The 20,358-nt window shown below is 44.9% G+C and carries 15 protein-coding genes and 1 tRNA gene; 11 read left to right on the forward strand and 5 right to left on the reverse strand.

The window, feature by feature from the left end; all coding sequences use genetic code 11:
• The first annotated feature begins 225 nt into the window (after positions 1-225).
• Positions 226-945: an SAM-dependent methyltransferase gene (locus QUB63_RS20245; protein WP_332947073.1), complete on the forward strand. Its 720-nt coding sequence runs from the start codon at positions 226-228 to the stop codon at positions 943-945.
• A 55-nt stretch (positions 946-1,000) separates the two neighbouring features.
• Here QUB63_RS20245 and QUB63_RS20250 read toward each other — a convergent pair whose 3' ends face one another.
• Complete coding sequence (locus QUB63_RS20250; protein ID WP_332947074.1) at positions 1,001-2,101, reverse strand: iron-containing redox enzyme family protein; 1,101 nt, start codon at positions 2,099-2,101, stop codon at positions 1,001-1,003.
• Positions 2,102-2,411: 310 nt separating this feature from the next.
• Between QUB63_RS20250 and QUB63_RS20255 the strand changes: the two genes are divergently transcribed.
• On the forward strand, positions 2,412-3,083 hold the full coding sequence (locus QUB63_RS20255; protein ID WP_332947076.1) for a Uma2 family endonuclease: 672 nt from the start codon (positions 2,412-2,414) through the stop codon (positions 3,081-3,083).
• On the opposite strand, the gene QUB63_RS20260 is transcribed toward QUB63_RS20255, so the two are convergent.
• Positions 2,980-4,761: an AAA-like domain-containing protein gene (locus QUB63_RS20260; protein WP_332947077.1), complete on the reverse strand. Its 1,782-nt coding sequence runs from the start codon at positions 4,759-4,761 to the stop codon at positions 2,980-2,982. The two genes, QUB63_RS20255 and QUB63_RS20260, sit on opposite strands and share 104 nt — an antisense overlap.
• A gap of 173 nt (positions 4,762-4,934) precedes the next feature.
• Here QUB63_RS20260 and QUB63_RS20265 point away from each other — a divergent pair, with 173 nt between their 5' ends.
• The 8 genes from QUB63_RS20265 to QUB63_RS20300 all read left to right on the forward strand — a co-directional run bounded on the left by QUB63_RS20265 (position 4,935) and on the right by QUB63_RS20300 (position 13,823).
• Positions 4,935-5,480, forward strand: coding sequence for an NfeD family protein (locus QUB63_RS20265; RefSeq protein ID WP_332947078.1), 546 nt, complete (start codon positions 4,935-4,937; stop codon positions 5,478-5,480).
• Positions 5,481-5,632: 152 nt separating this feature from the next.
• Complete coding sequence (locus tag QUB63_RS20270) at positions 5,633-6,193, forward strand: SPFH domain-containing protein (RefSeq protein WP_332947079.1); 561 nt, start codon at positions 5,633-5,635, stop codon at positions 6,191-6,193.
• A gap of 122 nt (positions 6,194-6,315) precedes the next feature.
• Positions 6,316-6,840 carry a type IV pilin-like G/H family protein gene (locus QUB63_RS20275; protein ID WP_332947080.1) on the forward strand — a complete coding sequence of 175 codons (525 nt, stop codon included), beginning with the start codon at positions 6,316-6,318 and terminating at the stop codon, positions 6,838-6,840.
• Positions 6,841-6,948: 108 nt separating this feature from the next.
• Positions 6,949-7,476, forward strand: coding sequence for a type IV pilin-like G/H family protein (locus QUB63_RS20280; RefSeq protein ID WP_332947082.1), 528 nt, complete (start codon positions 6,949-6,951; stop codon positions 7,474-7,476).
• 258 nt (positions 7,477-7,734) lie between these two features.
• A complete protein-coding gene (locus tag QUB63_RS20285; protein WP_332947083.1) occupies positions 7,735-8,250 on the forward strand; it encodes a type IV pilin-like G/H family protein in 516 nt (171 codons plus the stop codon).
• A 151-nt stretch (positions 8,251-8,401) separates the two neighbouring features.
• Positions 8,402-9,694: a type IV pilin-like G/H family protein gene (locus QUB63_RS20290; RefSeq protein ID WP_332947084.1), complete on the forward strand. Its 1,293-nt coding sequence runs from the start codon at positions 8,402-8,404 to the stop codon at positions 9,692-9,694.
• 39 nt (positions 9,695-9,733) lie between these two features.
• A complete protein-coding gene (locus QUB63_RS20295) occupies positions 9,734-12,556 on the forward strand; it encodes an AAA-like domain-containing protein (protein ID WP_332947085.1) in 2,823 nt (940 codons plus the stop codon).
• A gap of 208 nt (positions 12,557-12,764) precedes the next feature.
• Positions 12,765-13,823, forward strand: coding sequence for a potassium channel family protein (locus QUB63_RS20300; RefSeq protein ID WP_332947086.1), 1,059 nt, complete (start codon positions 12,765-12,767; stop codon positions 13,821-13,823).
• A 188-nt stretch (positions 13,824-14,011) separates the two neighbouring features.
• On the opposite strand, the gene QUB63_RS20305 is transcribed toward QUB63_RS20300, so the two are convergent.
• From QUB63_RS20305 to pyk, 3 genes are all read right to left on the reverse strand, one after another.
• Positions 14,012-16,417, reverse strand: coding sequence for a bifunctional serine/threonine-protein kinase/ABC transporter substrate-binding protein (locus QUB63_RS20305; protein ID WP_332947087.1), 2,406 nt, complete (start codon positions 16,415-16,417; stop codon positions 14,012-14,014).
• 339 nt (positions 16,418-16,756) lie between these two features.
• Positions 16,757-16,828 (reverse strand) — tRNA-Thr (locus QUB63_RS20310).
• Between the two features lie 196 nt (positions 16,829-17,024).
• Complete coding sequence (gene pyk / locus QUB63_RS20315) at positions 17,025-18,812, reverse strand: pyruvate kinase (RefSeq protein WP_332947088.1); 1,788 nt, start codon at positions 18,810-18,812, stop codon at positions 17,025-17,027.
• Positions 18,813-19,240: 428 nt separating this feature from the next.
• Between pyk and crtR the strand changes: the two genes are divergently transcribed.
• Complete coding sequence (gene crtR / locus QUB63_RS20320) at positions 19,241-20,131, forward strand: beta-carotene hydroxylase (protein WP_332947176.1); 891 nt, start codon at positions 19,241-19,243, stop codon at positions 20,129-20,131.
• Positions 20,132-20,358: the final 227 nt, after the last annotated feature.

A 20,358-nucleotide genomic window follows, 5' to 3' on the forward strand; every position in this document is an offset into this window, starting at 1 on the left:
GTGGCTTATGTACCTATCTCAACAGCCATTGTTTTAATTGCAATCAGTCAAGCGGATTAATCTCGTCAATTTTATTATATGTCGCAAGTAATAGTTATTCGCTCGCAACAGGTAAAGCACGAATAGAGAGATTTAATAAGTTTATAAAATAGCTCTTGCGACAGATGGCTGCACTATTACTTATTCGATAAGTTTAAGAAAACAGTCAACTTTGTTACAGAATTTATGCTGACTTCATCCCATCCTCTAAAACAGGTATTTCACTGCCCGGAAGAATCGGATTTTTACGCGCACTGCTTGGAAAGTTTAGTGTTAAATGCTAGCGACAATTCTCGACTTATCGTAGAGTTTGGTTCGGGAGAGGGAAGTCCAGTTATTAAGTCTTTGCTGAGAACCGATTTTGACGGAACAATACAGGGATTTGAGCTAAATAATGTAGCTTGGAAAATTGCTCAGTCTCAAATTAAGCAATACGAACTGAGCGAACAATACACTGTCCACAATTGCTCTTTTTTTGATTCGCCTTTATACGAGTCGGCGGATTGTGTAATCTCAAATCCGCCTTACTTGCCGGCGGCGGATGATAAGATTTACCAGCCGCTGTTGCACGGCGGGACTGATGGTTCGACAATTGCTAAGAAACTTTTATCTTTGGGCTGCGACCAAGTTTTGCTGATGGTTTCTAGCTATTCTAATCCTGTGGGTTTGATGGATTATGCTTTGGAACGAGGCTACTCGGTTGCGAATTTTGAGATTGCACCTTTAACTTTTGGCTATTACAGTTCCGAGTCCAAGGTGAAAAGCGCGATCGCCAATCTCCGAAAACAGGGCATGGCTTTTTATTCGGAAAATATCTATCTGCTGGCGGGAGTTTTGTTTCAGAAGCAGCAAAAGTCGCCCAGAGATTTGTCGATCGAGCTAATTCAGTTATTGACTGCTTTGTAACATAAAGCCTTGGTAGGGTGCGCCAGTCTCTGACGCACCCGCGCGAGATAGCGGTTTAATTTTGTTCTGCGGCTTGGATCGATCGCACTACAGCAGCAGCAGCCCGATCGCCGATCGACTTCTCCTGATCGTAGCCCAACACCAATTCCCAGGCCTCATCCGGGTACCTGTCAGCCAGCGGGATCGCCACCTCATCAAGCATCCAGCGCCCGTGACGTTCGTCTTCTCGGATGTGCAGTTCCCAATAACCCATCGCAGCCTGCGAGAGGCCCAGACGCTGCGCGGCGGCTAGATAATTGCGGTAAGCGACGGGTCCAGCCACCTCAAAATAAGTGAGTCCGCCGTTGTAGCGCAGAAAATGGCGCTTGCGTTCGGTAAGCAGGAAGTTGTGGTTGATGCTTGCGAGCACTTGCCAAGGTACCAAATCGAAATACGCCTCCGGTTCCGTGCTCATCCCGAATTCTGCCAGCATTTGGGCAAAATAGGTCGAGTGCTTGCGGGGTAAGCGACCGCCGCCGTATTCTTCGATCAGCACCCGCGTCAGCGTTGACTGAATTTCGTTGCCGGCACCGCCGATGATGCGAGAAACGCGGCTGGCTTCCACTAAACCGTCGAAGGAGGCGATCGCCAGCAGGTGTCTGTATCCCCCTTCAGTCATCTGTTCTCGCAGGTAGCGATCCATTTCAGTGAGCTCTGGATCGACATCGGCGGCCGCGCGATCGCGCAGTGCTTGCTTGACATCCTCAATGTTTTGCAGCGCTGCAACGTCGATTTGGGCGGTTTCCCACTGCTGCCAAGGTTCTTCGATGCGATCGCGCACAGAACGCAAATAGTGCGATCGTTCGTTGTTGTAGCGGCGCAAATCGTCGTACCAAAACAAGTTAAGGCGGTTGATGCGGTACAGTACGCGCTGCAAAAAGCGGTGCGCGGCCTCGTTGTCGCCATCTTCTTGATATGCCGATCGCAGGGCAAAGGCGATCGCGCTTTCAAAATCGCTAACAAGTAACGGTTTTGCCGCCACCGTCTTGTCTAAATCGTCCACCTCTAGCAAATTGACAAATTGGCGATCGGCTGCGTCGTAATTTGGGAGTGCGGGTTGCTTTTTCGGAAGACTCGGCGACTCTGAAGAAGAAAGTATCTCTAAGGTGTTTTGCATGGAATCAAGTTATGCTAACTCAGATTATTGTGCTGCCTGCCAAAACAGCCAACCCTTGCAGATTGCTGAAGATTCTGGCTACTTATTTTCAAGATACCGAATCACTCAGCCGGATACACCTTTCTATTGATAGATATTTTTAACTTACCCTTCTTCTCTCCTCTTCTTTCCTCTTCCTTCGTGTCCTTCGCGACGCAAGCGGTTCGTCAATAAAAATCCCCACCCAAGTTATAAATTTTTATAACCCCTGTTAATATAGCTGTGTTTCCATCAACTAGAATGGAACCAAAAACTAGAGGAACGGTAAGTTATGGCTGTGCAGTTGCTCAAAAGACTTTTCACAGTAGAAGAATACCATCAGATGAGTAAAGCTGGGATTCTTTCAGAGGGCGATCGCGTAGAACTGATAGAAGGAGAACTTGTTCAAATGGCAGCAATTGGAACTCGTCACGCTTCCTCCGTGAGGCGCTTAGCCAGACTTTGCAGCCAAATTCCCGAAAATTTGGCTGTTTTCGACGTACAGAACCCCGTCCAGTTGAGCGATCGCACAGAACCGCAACCCGATATAATATTGCTGCAACCTCGCGCCGATTACTATTCAACCGCACATCCCGTCCCATCGGAAGTTTTACTGTTAATAGAAGTAGCTGACAGTTCCATAGATTATGACAGAGACGTGAAACTTCCTATTTATGCTCGATCGCAAATTCAGGAAGTATGGAGTGTCAATTTACAGGAAAACTGCTTGGAAGTTTACCGCCAGCCGACTGTTAACGGTTACAGTTTAATGCTCAGGTTTTGGCGGGGCGATCGAGTTTCGCCGCTGGCATTTCCCGAATTTGCAGTCATTGTGGATTTGGCGACCGGCTACATAAGGATTATTTGCATTCTAGGCGATCGCGAAAATACTCCTCATACAAACTGCATCTCGCACTGCAATAATTACCATCCTGTTTCACCAACCCCATACTGTTTAATTTAAAGGCTAATTCCGACCTCAATCTGACGGGTTTTGACACGCTCGCAACCTCTCTCATCGCCTCCTTTAAATCGGGATATTTTTCTAAATTCCACAAATGCCTGCGCAAATGGTCGCTGTAAATTCCTGTTTCCGTTGTCCCGGATTTCACCAATTGATTTAAAGTCACATCTTGACAAACAATGCGATACATAGCCAGCCTCACTAAATAGGGATGTCCTCCCACTAACGCCATTAATTCTGCAACTTCTGTCGCACTCCAATTCAGCTTGTGTCGCGCTGCTAACTCATGCACTTGCTGCGAATTAAACTCCGACAATTCAATCGGCAATCCGACATTAAACGGCGATTTATTCACATCCAGCGGGATGTAAACTTCCGTGGAATGTACCACGATCAAACGAAACTTTTTCCAAATATCTCGCCGTTTTGCTTCTTCGTGCAAAGCGCGCAACAACCCAAAAAAATCATCGGCAATTTCCGGGGATTCAAACAGGCGATCGCTCTCATCCAAACCTAAGGTCAGAGGCGGTGACGATTCAGACAGTAAACACTGTTCAAAATAAGCCTTGCAGCACTGATTGCTGCCAATCATATCGGCTAATTCCCAACACTTCGGCAACTGCTCCAGCATTCCCAACTCTTGACCGATGCTAGCACAAAACCACTGCAAAAATGTATCGGAATTAGCGAATATTCTCCTATTTGCTAGCTGAAAACTCAAGGCTACCGTGCGAGAACCTTGCTCTTCGGCGCGATGCAAAATTCTCGCCATTAAAGAAGTTTTGCCCATCTGTCTGGGTGCTTTGATGCGGATCAGGGCTCCCGGTTGGGCGATGGTTTCGTAACAGCGGGATTCGATGGGAGGGCGATCGACATAAAAACGAGAAGCCAGTTCTACTTGTCCTCCCGGCAATTCTGGCGCGGCTGCTGGCAGGGGTTGAATTATTGACTGTTTTGTGCTATTAATTTCGCTTTTATTTACGGCTAATTCATGGTTGGCAGTTAACGAGGTGCGACCTTGTTTGATGGTGGTTAAAATTTCTGATAATAACTTTGATGTGTCGTCAGGACAGCGCCACATCCAGGGCTGAATTCCTTGTAAATAACTGAGCAAATCAAAGGAAAGCGGTGTATTTAATTCAACGCAAATCGGTAAAATAGCAGGTTTTTGAGCAGTGATATTATGCAATTGTTTTGCTAGCTGCACTTGTTCTAATACCATTTCGCTGACGGCATATTCTTCGGAAATCAGCAGCAGCAAATAATCGGAAAGTTTTAAATATGAGCGTGAGTCGCTGCTGTTGTTAATTAAAAATACTTCGTGGCCCGCGGCACTCAAAGCTTGGTGCAACTGCTGGGAAAAAATGTGGCTGGGAGTCGATCGCGCGCAAGCGTTGCCCTCGAAGAGGATCGCCACTTTTGCCCTCACAACCCGTACCTCATCCGGCTCTGAATTCGCCTCAAAATCGGCTAAATCCCGCCATTCCTGCCCCAATCCCCGACAAATTTCGATGAAATTGGCATAATCCACAGGTTTGCCATTCAGAAAATGACTGACAGTAGATTGGGCCATCCCTAAATCCTCAGCGAGAATTTTCTGACTGGGAAAGCCATTTCTCAGGAGACAGGATTTAACTGCACGAATGCACTCTTCGCGTACCCTTAGCGATCGTGGCATTGCTTATCGCGATCGAAACACTGAAACCATCATAAATGACAGCAGTCCTAAAGTCGATAAAAAGTCGATGAAAAGTCGATGAATTCTCAAATAACTCAGTCGCCAACTAAAATAACCGCCTGATTTGATTAGAAATAACAAGGTTCAGCACTGTCAAAAGGAGGTGAATTCTGATGTACTCTATCATACTTTGGTCGCTGGCATCAGCAACTAATCAACCACGTTTTGCCTTGACACCGCCGATATTTTGGTTGCTCCTCGGATCAGTGCTCGGTGCGATCGAGCTATTAATCATCAAAACTCAGCCGCAAAAATACAGATATTATGTGCTGATGATGGGAGCTGCATCTGTAATCGAATCCTTTGTTTTGTGGAGAGGAGCGATCGCCTTCCAGTTTGATTGGACAATGGTAATGTATGAAGATTTTGACTGGCAGATATTCTACTGGATGGGCATAGCCCTCGCGCTGAGCATCTGGATTCGACCGATTTTCATTGTGCGCAAAAAGTTTGTGATTCCCGAAGCAACCGAAGCCACAACTATCTCAGAAATTTTCCCCGGAGAAACTGGAATGGTGATTTATGAAGGTGCTTCGTGGAAAGCTCGCAATGAAGATGCCCAAGGGGCGATCGCACCCAGGCAAAAAGTTTACGTTTTGCGCCGCGAAGGTAACACGCTGATTGTTGTACCTGACAGATTAATTCACATCAACGGCTAAATCCGGGTTTGTTAGCTCCTCGATCGGATCTTGAAATCGCGTCTACACAAACTTTCGTCCGCGCAACGCGAGACTAAGAAATCAACTGTCAACTATCAACTGTCAACTGTCAACTGTCAACTGTCAACTGTCAACTGTTTAGGAGATTCACTATGTATCAGTATTTTTTGATGGTGTTGTTTGCCATCACCGGAGTATCCTTAGCCAGCAGCGTGAAAATCGTCCGTCAAGGAGATGAAGCCTTAGTTGAAATTTTCGGAAAGTACGATCGCAAAAAACTCGAACCTGGTTTGACATTTCTGATTCCCTTTGTCGAGCAAGTCGCCTACAAGCAAACTCTGCGCGAGCAAATTTTAAACCTGCCACCGCAAGAATGCACCACGCGCGAGCGGGTTGCTATCACTGTTGATTTTATTGTGTACTGGCGCATAATTGACTTAGAAAAAGCTTCCTACAAGGTGCAGAATCTCAAGGAAGCGATGTTAAATATGCTGATTCTTTCAATTCGGACTCACATTGCTAAATTATCTGTGGAGGAGCTTTACACAGCTCGCAATGAGATTAATAATGCTTTAGTGGAGGAGCTGGATACAACCACAGATCCGTGGGGTGTGAAGTTTACCAGGGTGGAATTGCGCGATTTTGCGATCGGCAGTAAAGTGATTCAGCCGACATCCTTTGAGCGGAAAGAGACACCAAAAATGCGAGCTTAGAGATGATTCTCCTCGTTCCCAGGCTCTTCCTGGGAATGCAGATTCAGAGGATCTGCCTCCCTGAATTTAATTAAGCTTTTCAGGACTAAAGTCCTTACTACAAACACAGAGGATAAAATACCATGAGTCAACAAAGTTATAATTCAGATAGCAATTTACCTATTAATGCTGGTTGTGGATGTTTAGTTATTTTAATATTTCTTGCCTCAACAATTGGTGTTTTAGTTCTTCCCGAATTATTGACCAGCAACACAAAAGCAAAGCAAACTGAAGCAAAACAGTATATTAGAGCGATCGACAAAGCTCAACAAGCCCAATTTGCCAAAAAAGGTAGTTTTTATAATTCAGTTGAAGCATTAAATATTGGCATTAGAACTGAAACAAAAAACTACAAATATTCAATTAGAACCACCAAGCAAGCAACATTTAGTTATGGAGTATCCCAGGAATCCAAACTAAAAAGTTATATCGGCGCTGTTTTTGTACTTCCTGCAAAAAAAGTCGATACCAAGGCTGCCAAAGATAAAATCACAACAGCATCCATCTTGTGCGAAGCTGATTCTCCTGGTACACTTAAACCAGCCGAACCAATTTATCAAAGTGGCAAAGTTGCTTGTGCTAAAGGCACAAAAGATTTGAAAATATAGTCCAGCTAAAGGCAAAATAATGACAGGTCGATTACCACTATCAAATCGGCATTCAATTGAGATTTACCACACTAAAGTCTTTACTACAAACAGAGAGGATACAAAACTATGAGTCAACAAAATTATAAATCAGCTAGCATTGAATCTAATGGTTGTCGATGGTTAGTGCTTTTAATCGTGATTGGAGGATTTCTTTCGATAGCTATGCCACCCTTTCAGGCTAGGGTTAGGATCAACAAGCAATGGGAACCCAGAGATTATATTAGCTTAATCAACAAACGTCAGCCAGCCTATTTTGCCGAAAAAAGTGTTTTTAGCACTTCTGTTAAGGCTTTAGGAATTCGCATTATTAAAACCGAGACAGAAAATTACAAATATTCCCACCATACAACAAAAAAAGCAACATTTAATTATGGAGTCTCAAAGCATAAAGATCTTAAAAGCTTTGTCGGTGGAGTTTTTGTAATTCCTGCTACAAAAGTTGAGTCAAATTCTTCTAAAAATCAAATAACGACCACATCGATATTGTGCGGAGCTGATTCTGCTGGTACAATTAAACCACCAGAACCAACTTATCAAAATGGTAAAATTGCTTGTGCTACAGGCACCATGGAAATGCCACAAAGTTATAACTAGAGGCTAGATAATGACAGTCGATTACCAATATCAAATCGGCGGCAGTCTCCCGCAAAATGCACCTACTTATGTCGTTGACATTTTGCGCTCAGAAAGAAGCCTAAAAAGTGCGAGATTAGGGATCAGTCGAAGCTGAGGCGATCTAGCTAGCTAGTTAGGAAAAAAATGCTATCGCCCCGATTAAAACACTCTAAGTAGTAGAATTTGTGCAAGGGACTTATTAATTTAATAATTTTCTCAATTTAAGGAAATAAAGCCATGACTAGAAACTCAGAATCAACTAGCAATTCAACTAATGGCGGTTGCGGATTATTGTTGGTTTTAATGTTCATTGGGGTAGTTCCTGCAATAATGTATCTGCCATCATTTCTTTATCCTCCCGTCATAAAAGGCGGGGCTGAACCGGAACCAAAACGGTATGTTGGCTCAATGAATAAGGCACAGCAAGCCCATTTTGCAGAGAAGGGTGCGTTTAGCGCTTCTGTTGATGCTTTGGGAATTGGCATTAGAACGGAGACAACAAATTTCAAGTATTCAGTTAGCGCAACTAAGCAAGTTGCATTTAATTATGGAGTCTCCAAAAATGAGAAACTTAGAAGTTATACAGGGGGTGTATTTGTAATAGGAATTAAGCCCAATAATGCCCAGGATGAAATAACAACAAAAACCATCCTGTGTCGGGCTGACAAACCCGGTACAGCTACACCGCTATCCCCAACAATACAAAATAATAAATTAGTTTGCGGTAGTGGGACAACAGCCGTGATAAAATAGGGACTTTAGGCGGAAAAATTCGGTAGAGTTACCAATGTGGCTGATAATTATTTTAAGAATCCAGCTTTCTTTTCACATATTCAGTACAAGCAAACAACACCGATCAATTAGATCAACACTCTGAGAACAACACCCTGACAGGAACAACATCATGCTATTGAAAAAAAAAATTGATCAATTCTGCAAAAAATTATGGCTAATATTAACCATAGGTTTTCGTGCCATCATTAACTTATCCATTGATGAGTTTGGTAAGCTGACATATAGCACAATTATTCTGATATTTTTTATAATAGTTACTTTGACTTTAAGTTATGGTTTAACCCTAAACTTTTTAATGATTACAGGGGCAATATTACCACCTGATAACGGCCTTCTTCCTGTAATTTCATCTATAATAATTTTATTATGGCTCTGGACAAAAGCTGCTAAAAAACTAGCACGACAAGTAAATATTTTACTAGAGTTACTATTATATCTAGTCGAGAAAAAGCACTTTACTGGTCATGAGCTTAGCACGAATATTCAACAAAAATCACAGCGGCGTAGCTCTTCTTTACGAGTGTGTAGTTGGTCGCTTGTGGTGCTTGTTTCTCTAGGGATTAGCCTGCCGACTTTCTCCTTTTATTCCGATAAAAAAGCTGTTGCCAATCGCCAGAATTCAGGTAAATTTCAGGTTCAATCTCTCTGCCACAATCAGCAACGATACTATCAAGATAAATGGGTTTTTTATCTGTCTGATGATGAGTTAAAAACTGATCGTAGTCTTACGAAACAAACAGAAGACTATACCTTCTCTAATCGTAGGACTGACCAAGCTATATTCTACTATGCCATATCTCGTAATGACAAACTGAAAAGCTACGTTGGAGGAGTTTTCTTAGTTCCCCTAGCTGATACTATATCCCAAATAAGGAAAGATAAAATAATACCCATCCGAGCTATCTGTGAAGCGAACTCTCCCGGTCAAACTCGCCCAGCCGATCCAGTTCTTAAATTTGGCATTCCCTTGTGTGGCCCTCAGACATCTGGGATGGATGCGGACAACTTTATTCTAACCATTAACCGCGCTCAACAAGAGCGTTATTCCCAAACTCGTAGTTTTGCCAGTTCTTTGTCAGAGCTAAAACTTAACATTCCAGAAGAAAAAATAGATGAGTTCGACTTTATTCATCGAGTCTGGATTGACACTAGCTCTCAAGCTACATTTAGCTACGCTACTGACCCTCACGATGGGTTTACCACTGCCTATATAGGTGGCGTTTTTGTCACTCCCAATAACAATAATAGCCAGCCAAAAACAATCGAAATAGTCTGCGAGCATAGAGAAGAATACATCTCGCCCGATCGCATTAAACAATACAACCCCACGTTCAAGAATGGCAAGCTTTCCTGTCAGTGGGGTGGAAAAAAACTCAATTTAGCTGAAAGGCTTTTTTCTTAATAGCATGACATGATTACTCGGTTAAACAAATTAGAAGAAATGAAAAGCACATATCACTATCAAATCGGCGGCAGTCTCCCGCAAGATGCACCTACTTATGTAGTGCGTCAAGCTGACTCAGAACTTTATCAAGCCCTCAAAGCTGGAGAGTTTTGTTACGTGCTCAATTCCCGACAAATGGGCAAATCCAGCTTGCTGGTGCGCACCGTACAAAAGCTCTCGGCTGAAGGAATTGCTTGTGCTACGATCGACCTTTCGGACATTGGCAGCCAGCAAGTCTCTCTGGATAAGTGGTACGGCGGCGTCGCTTACAAGCTTTTGTGCAGTTTCAACCTATTTAACCCCGTCGAGTTTATGACTTGGTGGCGGGAGAGAGAGTTGATGCCACCGGTGCAGCGCTTAGGAGAGTTAATTGAAGAGTTGCTGCTGGTCAAAATTTCTCAAAACCTGGTCATTTTTATTGATGAAATTGATAGCGTTCTGAGTTTCCAAGAACCGCTAGACGATTTTTTTGCCCTAATTAGAGGTTGCTACAACAAACGCGCTCACAATTCAGAATACCAGCGCATTACATTTGCTTTGCTGGGAGTAGCTACGCCATCGGATTTAATTAGCGATGCAACTCGCACGCCCTTTAATATCGGTTTAGCTATTGAATTGCACGGTTTTAAGTTACAGGAAGCTCTGGCTTTAGCAAAGGGGTTTGAGGGAAAAGTAGACAATCCTCAAGAGGTTTTAAAAGAGATTTTGGACTGGACGGGAGGGCAGCCATTTCTGACTCAAAAGCTTTGCAAGCTGATTTTGCACCATGTAAAAAGCTTAGCTTCGGGTTCTATTATATCAGACTCAACTGATGAAAGCAAAACTGAAGTTTTTACGACAAATCAATTATTAATTAGCGAGATAGTGCAATCTCATATTATTGAGAATTGGGAATCATCCGATGAACCAGTACACATCAAAACAATTCGCGAGCGTCTTCTCAGAAGTCAGCACCGCGCCAGTAGGTTATTAGGACTATATCAAAAAATATTGCCACCCTGCGATCCCCCCCAACCCCCCTTAATCTGGGGCGAGAAAATGCCAGAATTACCGTTGTTAAGGGGGGGTGGGGGAATCTGGGCGGATGATACTCCCGAACAAACCGAATTGCGGCTGAGCGGATTAGTAGTAAAACGAGCCGGAAAATTAACCGTATCCAACCGCATTTACGCAGCTATATTCAGCCATAACTGGGTAGAAAAAGCACTCGGCGACTTGCGCCCCTATGCTGAATCCCTAACAGCATGGATAGCTACAAATTGTCAAGACGAATCTCGCTTGTTGCGCGGTCAAGCACTGGAAGATGCCCGACAGTGGGCGGCCAATAAAAGCTTGAGCACCCAAGATTATCAATTTTTAGGTGCGAGTCAAGAAGCGGAATTTGCAAAATTGCGCGATCGCGAAAAACAAACTCAAGCTGAAATCGAACAACTGCGCCGCGAAAAAAAGTTACTAGAGGAACTAGCCGAAGCACAAAAACAGAAAAAAGTTACTCAAGCTAAGTTATGGCGCGAGCAACAACTGAGACTAGAAATTCTTACAGGGGCCGCAGCAATCTTAATATCAATCCTGATTGTAGCATTTTGGGTTAAACCGTCAATCGAAGAAACAAATAACAAAATTATGACTCTCACTGTACTATCAGAAACGCTATTTGCTGGTGACAAAAAAGAGGAAGCTCTGTTAGAAAGCATTAGGGCTGTTACTGAAATGAAGCGATCGCTCGGAGTGAGTTCAGATATTCAGATGCGAGTGGCGATCGCCCTAGAACAGGCAGTTTACAGCTTTCGGGAACGCCGCCGCTTGCAGAGTCAAGCCAGTACCCTTGCTTTCGCGAGTTTCAGCCCAGACAGTCAAATAATGGCTACAGCTACCGATGACAATTCTATCAAAGTTTGGCAAACTAATGGAACTTTGCAAGCAACATTGACAGGGCATACGGATAAAATTACAAGTGCAATCTTCAATCCGAGCGGTCAGATAATTGTCTCCGCCAGCGACGATAAAACTGTGAAAGTTTGGCAAACCAACGGGAAATTGATTCACGATATAAAAGGACACAGCGCTCAAGTAACCAGCGTCTGTTTGAGTCCAGATGGTAAAATAATTGCTTCAGCAAGTGCCGATGGAACTGTTAAAGTCTGGCAAATCAACGGTCAAGAATTGTCAAGTTTTCAATGGGAGCAAGGTGGGATAACCAGCCTGAGTTTGAGCCATGACGGTCAGATGCTTGCTGCGGCTGGTACTGATGGCACTGTTAAACTTTGGAGTTTGACAAAGGTTGTGAGAAAATTGCAAAAACAGCAGTCTATTCAGGAAAGTAGCGATATCAAGTTGCTCAGAAGTTTACAGATTGGTAGTGATAGAATTGTGAGTGTAAGTTTCAGTCCCGACGGAGCAGTGCTGGCGGCTGCAAGTGCTGGGGGAACTGCGAGAATTTGGAGCAAAGACGGCACACCGCTGAGTATTTTACAACATTCAAGTGGATTGACAAATATCAGCTTTAGTCCAGACAGTCAAATGTTGCTCTCTGCAAGCACAGACAAAATGCTGAGGCTGTGGAATATTGACGGTACATTGCTCAAAACTTTAAAAGGTAACAAGGCTGCTGTTTGGAGTGCGAGTTTTAGTCCAGATGGCAAGGCGATCGCTAGTGCTAGTGCTGACGGTACGGTGATGCTGTGGAATCTTAATCTTGACGATTTGTTGGTGCAGGGCTGCAATCGGGCCCGCAATTATTTTCAGACAAATGCGATCGCCAATTCCAGCAATCGCCACCTCTGCGACGGGATTGGAACTCAGTCAGTCAGTCCATTTTAGATTTGAGATTTGAGATTTGAGATTTGAGATTACTGACTGCATAAGGTTTTGGATCGCGTGCTTGCAGTTGCATTCTTTTTGGAAACTTGTATAAGAGTGAAAATCTTGAGTTGGGGAGCCAAGTATCTAGGAAGGAACCGGGTTTTTGCGTAACTCTTGATATGCTTAAATTTGGTAGCAGCTAATAAATAATAGGTCAGGGCGATCGGTGTATTCAACTCTAGAGCAAAAGTACCAGCGCCTGCAAACACAGTTAACGGGCGGCATCATCGCCCTTGGCGGCATTTTCTGCACGGGTACTCTCTGGTATTGGCAGGTGGAAAAATGGTCTCTGCTGGATGCCGCTTACATGACAGTATTTACCTTAGCAACTGTGGGTTACGGCGAAATTCACCCCCTCGGCAGACGCGGGCGAATGTTTACCATGTGCCTGATTTTGATGGGCGTGATGGTGATTGGTTTCATCGTCAACCGCTTTACAGAAGCGCTGATTCAAGGCTATTTTCAAGAAGGAGCAAGAATTAGGCAGCAGCGGCGTTTGGTAGATTCTTCGATCGGGCATTACATTCTCTGCGGTTTTGGGCGCACGGGGCGTCAGATTGCTTTGGAATTTGAGGCGGAAAATATTCCTTTTGTAGTTGTAGATTCGGCGCTACAGTCGGTTCAGGCAGCTTTGGCGCTGGGGTACACGGCGGTGCAGGGAGACGCGACTCTGGACGAAATTTTGCTGAGTGTGGGGATCGATCGCGCAATTTGCATAGTAGCAGCTTTGCCGTCGGATGCCGAGAATTTATACACTGTGCTGTCGGCAAAAACTCTGAATCCGAAGGTACGGGCGATCGCCCGCGCCACCACAGAAGAAGCCGTAAAGAAGTTGCAGCGGGGCGGCGCCGATGCCGTCGTATCCCCCTACATTACGGGGGGAAAACGGATGGCTGCGGCGGCTTTGCGCCCTCAGGTGATGGATTTTTTAGACGGCGTATTGACGGGCACAGAAAGTTCTTTTTACATGGAAGAATTTCTGGTAGATCCGAATAGTTGTGTTTACGTCGGACAAACTTTGAGAAATGCCAAATTGCGATCGCAATCCGGGGCCTTAGTATTAGCAGTGCGGCGCGCTGGCGGGACTTTGATTGTGGGGCCAACCGGAGAAACTGCGATCGAAGGAGGAGATATGCTAATTTGTTTGGGCACCGCCGAACAACTGCGCGCCCTCAATCAAATCCTCAGCCCCCTAAGTTTTCGCCTCCCCCGCCCCCCGAACTAAATAGAAGAAGGACTAAAGTCCTCACTACAAACGGTTAATTAGGTTTGTAGTGAGGACTGTAGTCCTTTCTTCCTTCTTCCTTCTTCCTTCTTCCATCCGTTACATCCGTTACAGAATCCGTTGCCGAACTTCTTTCTTCCATCCGTTACATCCGTTACAGAATCCGTTGCCGAACTTCCTTCTCCCCCTCAATCGCACTTTAAACCCGCCGCTGCGGCTGTCGGAAATTCGATCGGCACAAAAGTCACCCCAAACTGCTGATTAGAACACTTGACAATATGCACTAATTTAGGACTAAAATTTTTGCGTTCGCCCGTTTCGTCAAACTGAATCGTTCCCGTGGCTCCGGTGGCGCTAAAATCTGGATTAGCAATAATTTGTTGCATCCCTTCGCGGCTGGGTTGCTGCTGCTTTTCTATGGCTTGAATCAGCGTCTTTGCCGCATCGTAGGTTAACGCAGTTCGGTGACTGACATCTCCTTTCCAAAGCTGACGGCTATCCTCAAGAAATTTGCGGTTTGGAGAATTTAAAGGATGCCAAGAAACTGCTGCTGCGAATTTATCAAAAGACGGTAACTGACTGGCAGCTTCTAAGATTTTTTGACCGTATATTCCCCCGGTGCCGACAACCCAATTGCGGTCTAGATTGGCTTGGAAAAGTGCCATCGCATTCTTGACTGCGATCGGGTCGTGACTCGGACTTAAAACAATCGTTGTTTTTTCTGTTTCCCCTGTTTTCCTAACTTCTTGGATAGCTTTTTTAACGTCCAAGTCGCTTTTAGATAGATCGAATTCGGTGATATTTGCAATAGTTCCTCCCCGTTCTCTAAACTGTTTTCTGAATTCTTCCCAAAAAGTCGAAGTGGATTCGCTGCTGGAGTTATAGAAACCAGCTATTTTGGTTTGACCTTGATTTTCAATCAGATATTTCACGAATACTTCAACACTAACTTTTGTCCGAGGCACAGTCCTAAAGAAAAATTCTCGGCGTTTTTCTGCAACTTCTTCCGTCGTACTGCCTGGGGAAATTAATACTAAATGATTTTGGTTGTAAATATCGACTGTATAGGCTGTCATTTGGTTAGTGTAGTGACCGATCGCACCCAAAACACCTGTGAGTTTGACTAGGGAATTAGCACGGGCGATCGCGTCTTCTTTCAAATTGGCATCATCGGCAATTATGACTTGTAAACCTTTGCCTTTAATAGCTTGATTTTCTTGTAATTCTAAATCTTTTAAATGGCGATCTAGTTCAGAATTGAATAATTTAAAATTAATTTCCGTTTGCGCTTGAGCAACTCCCCGCAGGATTTCTTTTGGCAAATCGATCTCGGCTCTACCTTGTTCGTTTGTGCGAACGGGAACGATCGCAGCGATTGTGTAATAATCGGCTTTCTTAGCTTTTAACAAGGCATTATTCATGTAAATTAAAGTTTCCGGGTCTTTTCGTTCTTCTTCAATCCACGACTTTTTAAAATAATTAAATGCTTGCCAATAATTTGATTTGCCAAATTCATTAATCCCATTTTGCTTTAATCGAGGGTTTGAGGATTTAAGCAGAGATTCTTCGCCGCAGCTTAAAGCATCTCCTTGGACTAAAAGGCAAGTTTTTGGGGTAAAAGTGTTGTGGAGAAAAAGGCCGATCGCAATTCCAGCCATAATTCCAGCCATTCCCAGCAGCAGTCGGCGAAAGTGCGATCGGCAAAATCGACAAAATCGATAAAACCAACTGGGTTTCGGCGGTGACTGCAATGTGGCGATCGAATTCAAATCCTCCAAAACATCAGCAACACATTGATAGCGCTCCGTGAAGTTGTAGCGCACCATTCTGTTTAAAATCGCTTTCAAGTCGTCGCTAATTTGTATCAAAGATCGAGCGGAATTTGAGTAGTGCAAAAAAATATCGTCCTGCGGAGAATTTATAATGAAATTTTGAGGAGGACGCAAGCCAATTAGGCCTTCAATAGCAACAATACCCACAGCATAAATATCGCTACAACGTTGAGGATTGCCAACCAATTGTTCGGCAGGTGCATATCCTCTGGTATAAATAGTTCTGCTTATAGTTTGTCCCGAATCAGTTATTTCCAAGGAACTGATTTCTTTTACCGCTCCAAAATCAATCAGAACTATTCTGCCATCATCACGCCGAATCAAGTTAGAAGGAGTGATATCGCGGTGAATGACATTGTGTTCGTGAACAAAAGCGATAACTGGCAAGATATCCTGCAAAAAATCAATTACTTGCGTTTCACTCCATTGGGTATTTGGATTGAATTCTTCCATGAGCGGATGTCCTTCAATGTATTCTTGAATTAAATAAAAATAGTCATTTCCTTCAAAGCTATCGAATAACTGTGGAATATGCGGGTGTCCGCCCAATCGGTGCAAAGCTCGAACTTCTGTTTCAAATCCATTCCTTGCTTCTGGCAAGAGTCGCGGATCGCTTGGCTTCCTAATTTCCTTAACCACGAATAGGCGATCCTCGGGTATGTCTGAATCCATAGCTGTATATGTCCTCCCAAACCCTCCCTGACCTAATTCACTGACAATTTCGTAACGTTGGTGCAGGATATCTCCTGGTTGCAGACACATAAATTTTTCGCTGTTTCTTAACTGGCTGCGATGTCCAGCTTGATTCTACGGTATTTTTACAGAGATTTTTGTTGAGATTCTGTAAAGTTTTATCAAAACTATAGTAATCCCAAGTGCGATCGCGATCGATACTTGATGGAGTTATGGGCGATCGTATTTTATTGGGGGCAAACTGCCGTGTTTTTTAATAACTTTGGTCGCAAAAATTGCTTTATTCAATCAATTACAAAAGGAATTAATCAGGACTAAAGTCCGAACGATCAAACCTAATTAATGAGTACAAACCTAATTAATGGTTAAATTTATTGCTTCGGTTTCGCAAAAATCGCTCAAACCCAAAGCCGATGGCGGGATTTGAACCCGCGACCGACCGATTACGAATCGGTTACTCTACCACTGAGCTACATCGGCACAGACAATTCTGGATTATAGCACAAGTTCAAGAAAAAAGCAATGAGTTGTAGAATTTAATTCAAAACTCCACAACTCAGAACTTGAGGACGCTGGCTATAAAAACCCGGCTTCTACCCAAAATCTTGCTGGTGAGCGATCGACATTAAGGCAGAAACCGGGTTTTTGACCCCGCAGACGAACAGGACTAAACTTGTTAAACGGCCAGTTCCCCGTCAGTTGAGCCGCCTCTGGCCCCAGAATAAACCAAACCCCGCTGCATATCCAGCGTCAGCATAGTTCCGTCCCGAATCACCCGCATCGCATTGTCCACGCCCACCATCACCGGCACGCCCAAGCGCAAACCGATAATCGCGGCGTGAGAAGTCAAACTTTCCTCCTCCGTCACCACACCTGCTGCTTTGCGAATCATCTCCACAAAATCGGCGCTGGTGCGTTCTACTACCAAAATGTCTCCTGCGTGGAAATTCGCCACATCCGCAGCAGTGCGAGCAACTCTGGCCATGCCGCTCACCGAACCCAAACCGACACCGGTGCCTTTGCCTAAAACTGCTGTCACTACTTCAACTTTGATCAAATCCGTCGAGCCGGCAACCCCTTGCAGAGTACCGGCTGTCATCACCACTAAATCTCCGTCGCACACTAACTCTTTTTCCTGGGCGACAGTCATGGCAGATTGAAATGTCTGGCCTGTGGAGGGCAAATCCAGCACCAGCAAGGGTTTGACTCCCCATACCAATTGCAGTTGTCGGGCTACGTCTACGTGGGGAGTAACTGCCAAAATTGGAGTTTTTGGTCGGAACTTCGAGACATTGCGCGCTGTAGAGCCGGTTTTGGTCAGCGTCATGATGGCGGCCGCGTTCAACTGTTCGGAGATTTGGCTGACTGCTTGGCTGATGCCGTTGGGGATCGATCGACCGACATCTTCTACATTTCTAATATTGCGCTTAATCCCTTCCCTCTCCATCCGCACCGCAATTCTCGCCATCGTCGCCACCGCTTCGACGGCAAATTTGCCGACAGCGGTTTCATTGGAGAGCATCACCGCATCTGTTCCGTCGAGAATGGCGTTGGCCACGTCGGAAATCTCGGCGCGGGTGGGACGGGGATTGCTGACCATGCTGTCGAGCATCTGGGTAGCGGTAATTACCGGAATCCCCATGCGGTTGGAAGTTGCAATCAGCCGCTTTTGCAAAATCGGCACGTCTTCGGCGGGCAGTTCCACTCCCAAATCGCCGCGGGCGACCATCACGCCGTTGCAAAGGGTCAGAATTTCCTCCATTTGTTCGATCGCCTCGTGCTTTTCGATCTTAGCAATCACCGGTACTTGCTTGCCCGCACTGGCAATCAGCTCTTTAATTTCCAGCATATCCTGGGGATTGCGGACGAAGCTCAGAGCCACCCAATCGACACCTTGGTCCAGGCCGAACATTAAATCTTTGCGGTCTTTATCGGTCAGCGCCTTAATTGACAGGTAAACTCCCGGAAAATTCACGCCTTTGTTGTTGGAAAGCGGCCCGCCCACGACAACGCGGCAGTAAAGTTCTCCGCCCGCGCGGTCTACTTTTTCGACGCGCATTTCCACTTTCCCGTCGTCGAGCAGAATCATTGCTCCTTCTGGGACTTCCGAAGCTAGAGGTTCGTAGGTGACGGAGGAAATCAGCTCTGTGCCGACCACCGGGCGGCTGGTCAAAATGAAAGGATCGCCGTTTTTGACAACTATAGAGCCTGTTTCAAAGCGCCCTAAACGAATTTTCGGGCCTTGAAGGTCTTGGAGGATGGCGACCGGCTGGTTGAGTTCAAAGGAGGTTTGCCGGATTAAGCGAATGCTGCGCTCGTGGTCTTCTTCTGTTCCGTGGGAAAAGTTGAGCCGCAAAGTTGTGGCACCAGCTTCTATGAGGTTCCGCAGCACTTCTGGGTCGGATGTGGCAGGGCCAATGGTGGCTACAATTTTAGTTCGGCGTAGGGCTTTTGGCGGTTGCATGAATTGAGATGGGGTGGCTGGAGGATTTCTTGTTTAAATTTCGGCTAACGTTTCATCTTTCAGTACAAGCAATGACGCTAGTCTCAACTCTTAAAAATTTTGATATTGGTCAACACAGCAGGCATTGACCACTATATAGAATATCTGACTTTTTACCGATCGGTAATCTTTTCTTGGCGATCGGCTTTTTTTGAAATTATTTCCGCTCCCCGGCTTGACATAAATACAGATATACCCATTTATTTGAGTTGGGCTGCTCTGCTATGCGGCTAATCTAGCATTGGTATCATTCCAGAGCTGCAATACTTTGCTTCTTGTGCAGACGATAGTGTCTTGCGATCGAACTCAGTTTTTTCACGAAACTTTACTATTGGGAGACTTGTATCTTATACTACGCAAGTGTGAAATATTAAGGAGTGTTAACAAAGATGTCGGAGGCAGAACGGCCGCTGACAGTGCCGAAAGAGTTTCTGAGTCCTCCGGGTGACTTGAATCCGACGCTGCTGCTGTTTTTGAGTGCATTAGCGATTATCGCGATTTCCTTTGTAGGTTACTGGTACGGAGACTGGCCGGATTGGTGTTGTTTTTCGCTGAACGTGCTGGCGCTGCACATGGCGGGAACTGTGATTCACGATGCGTCTCACCATGCGGCGCACCGCGATCGTACAATTAACGCTATTTTGGGACACGGTAGCGCGCTGATGTTGGGCTTTGCATACCCGGTATTTACGCGGGTACATATGCAGCATCACGCCCACGTCAATGACCCAGATAACGATCCAGACCATTATGTTTCTACGGGTGGGCCTCTGTGGTTGATTGCGGCGAGGTTTTTTTACCACGAGATTTTCTTTTTTAAGCGCAAACTGTGGCGGAAATACGAACTTTGGGAATGGTTTTTCAGCCGTTTGTTTGTAATCGGAGTGGTTTATATCGCCATTCAACACGACCATTTAGGTTACGTGCTGAATTTTTGGTTTTCTCCTGCTTTGGTGGTGGGATTAGCCTTGGGGTTATTTTTTGATTATTTGCCGCACCGTCCGTTTCACGAGCGCGATCGCTGGAAAAATGCCAGAGTATATCCGAGTCCGATTCTGAATATTTTAATTTTGGGGCAGAACTATCACCTGATTCATCATTTGTGGCCTTCAATTCCTTGGTACAATTACAAGCCAGCCTACGAAGCTGTGAAGCCGCTGTTAGATGAAAAGGGTTCTCCTCAAAGTCTGGGAATATTGGAAGGTAAAAAAGACTTTTGGAGTTTTATATATGACATTTTTTTAGGGATTAGGCTGCATCACAAGAAAGCCACTGATTGACAAAAAACCCGGTTTCTTCCAGAAGCCGGTTTTTTTATGCGAAGGAAGACGGAAGACGGAAGACGGAAAAGGGAAGAAGTCAAGCGTGAAGGATCAATTTCCCGCAAGAGTTTCAGCAATACGAGAACATCTTAATTTTATTGGCAGTTGCCATATCAGGAAATCCCAACCGGAAAAGGTAAGCTAAAATAAATCTATCTGCTGGAGAAGCCTATTTCAAGTCAGCC

Origin of the sequence: Microcoleus sp. ARI1-B5 (assembly GCF_036705795.1) — a bacterium.
Taxonomy (GTDB): Bacteria; Cyanobacteriota; Cyanobacteriia; order Cyanobacteriales; family Microcoleaceae; genus Microcoleus.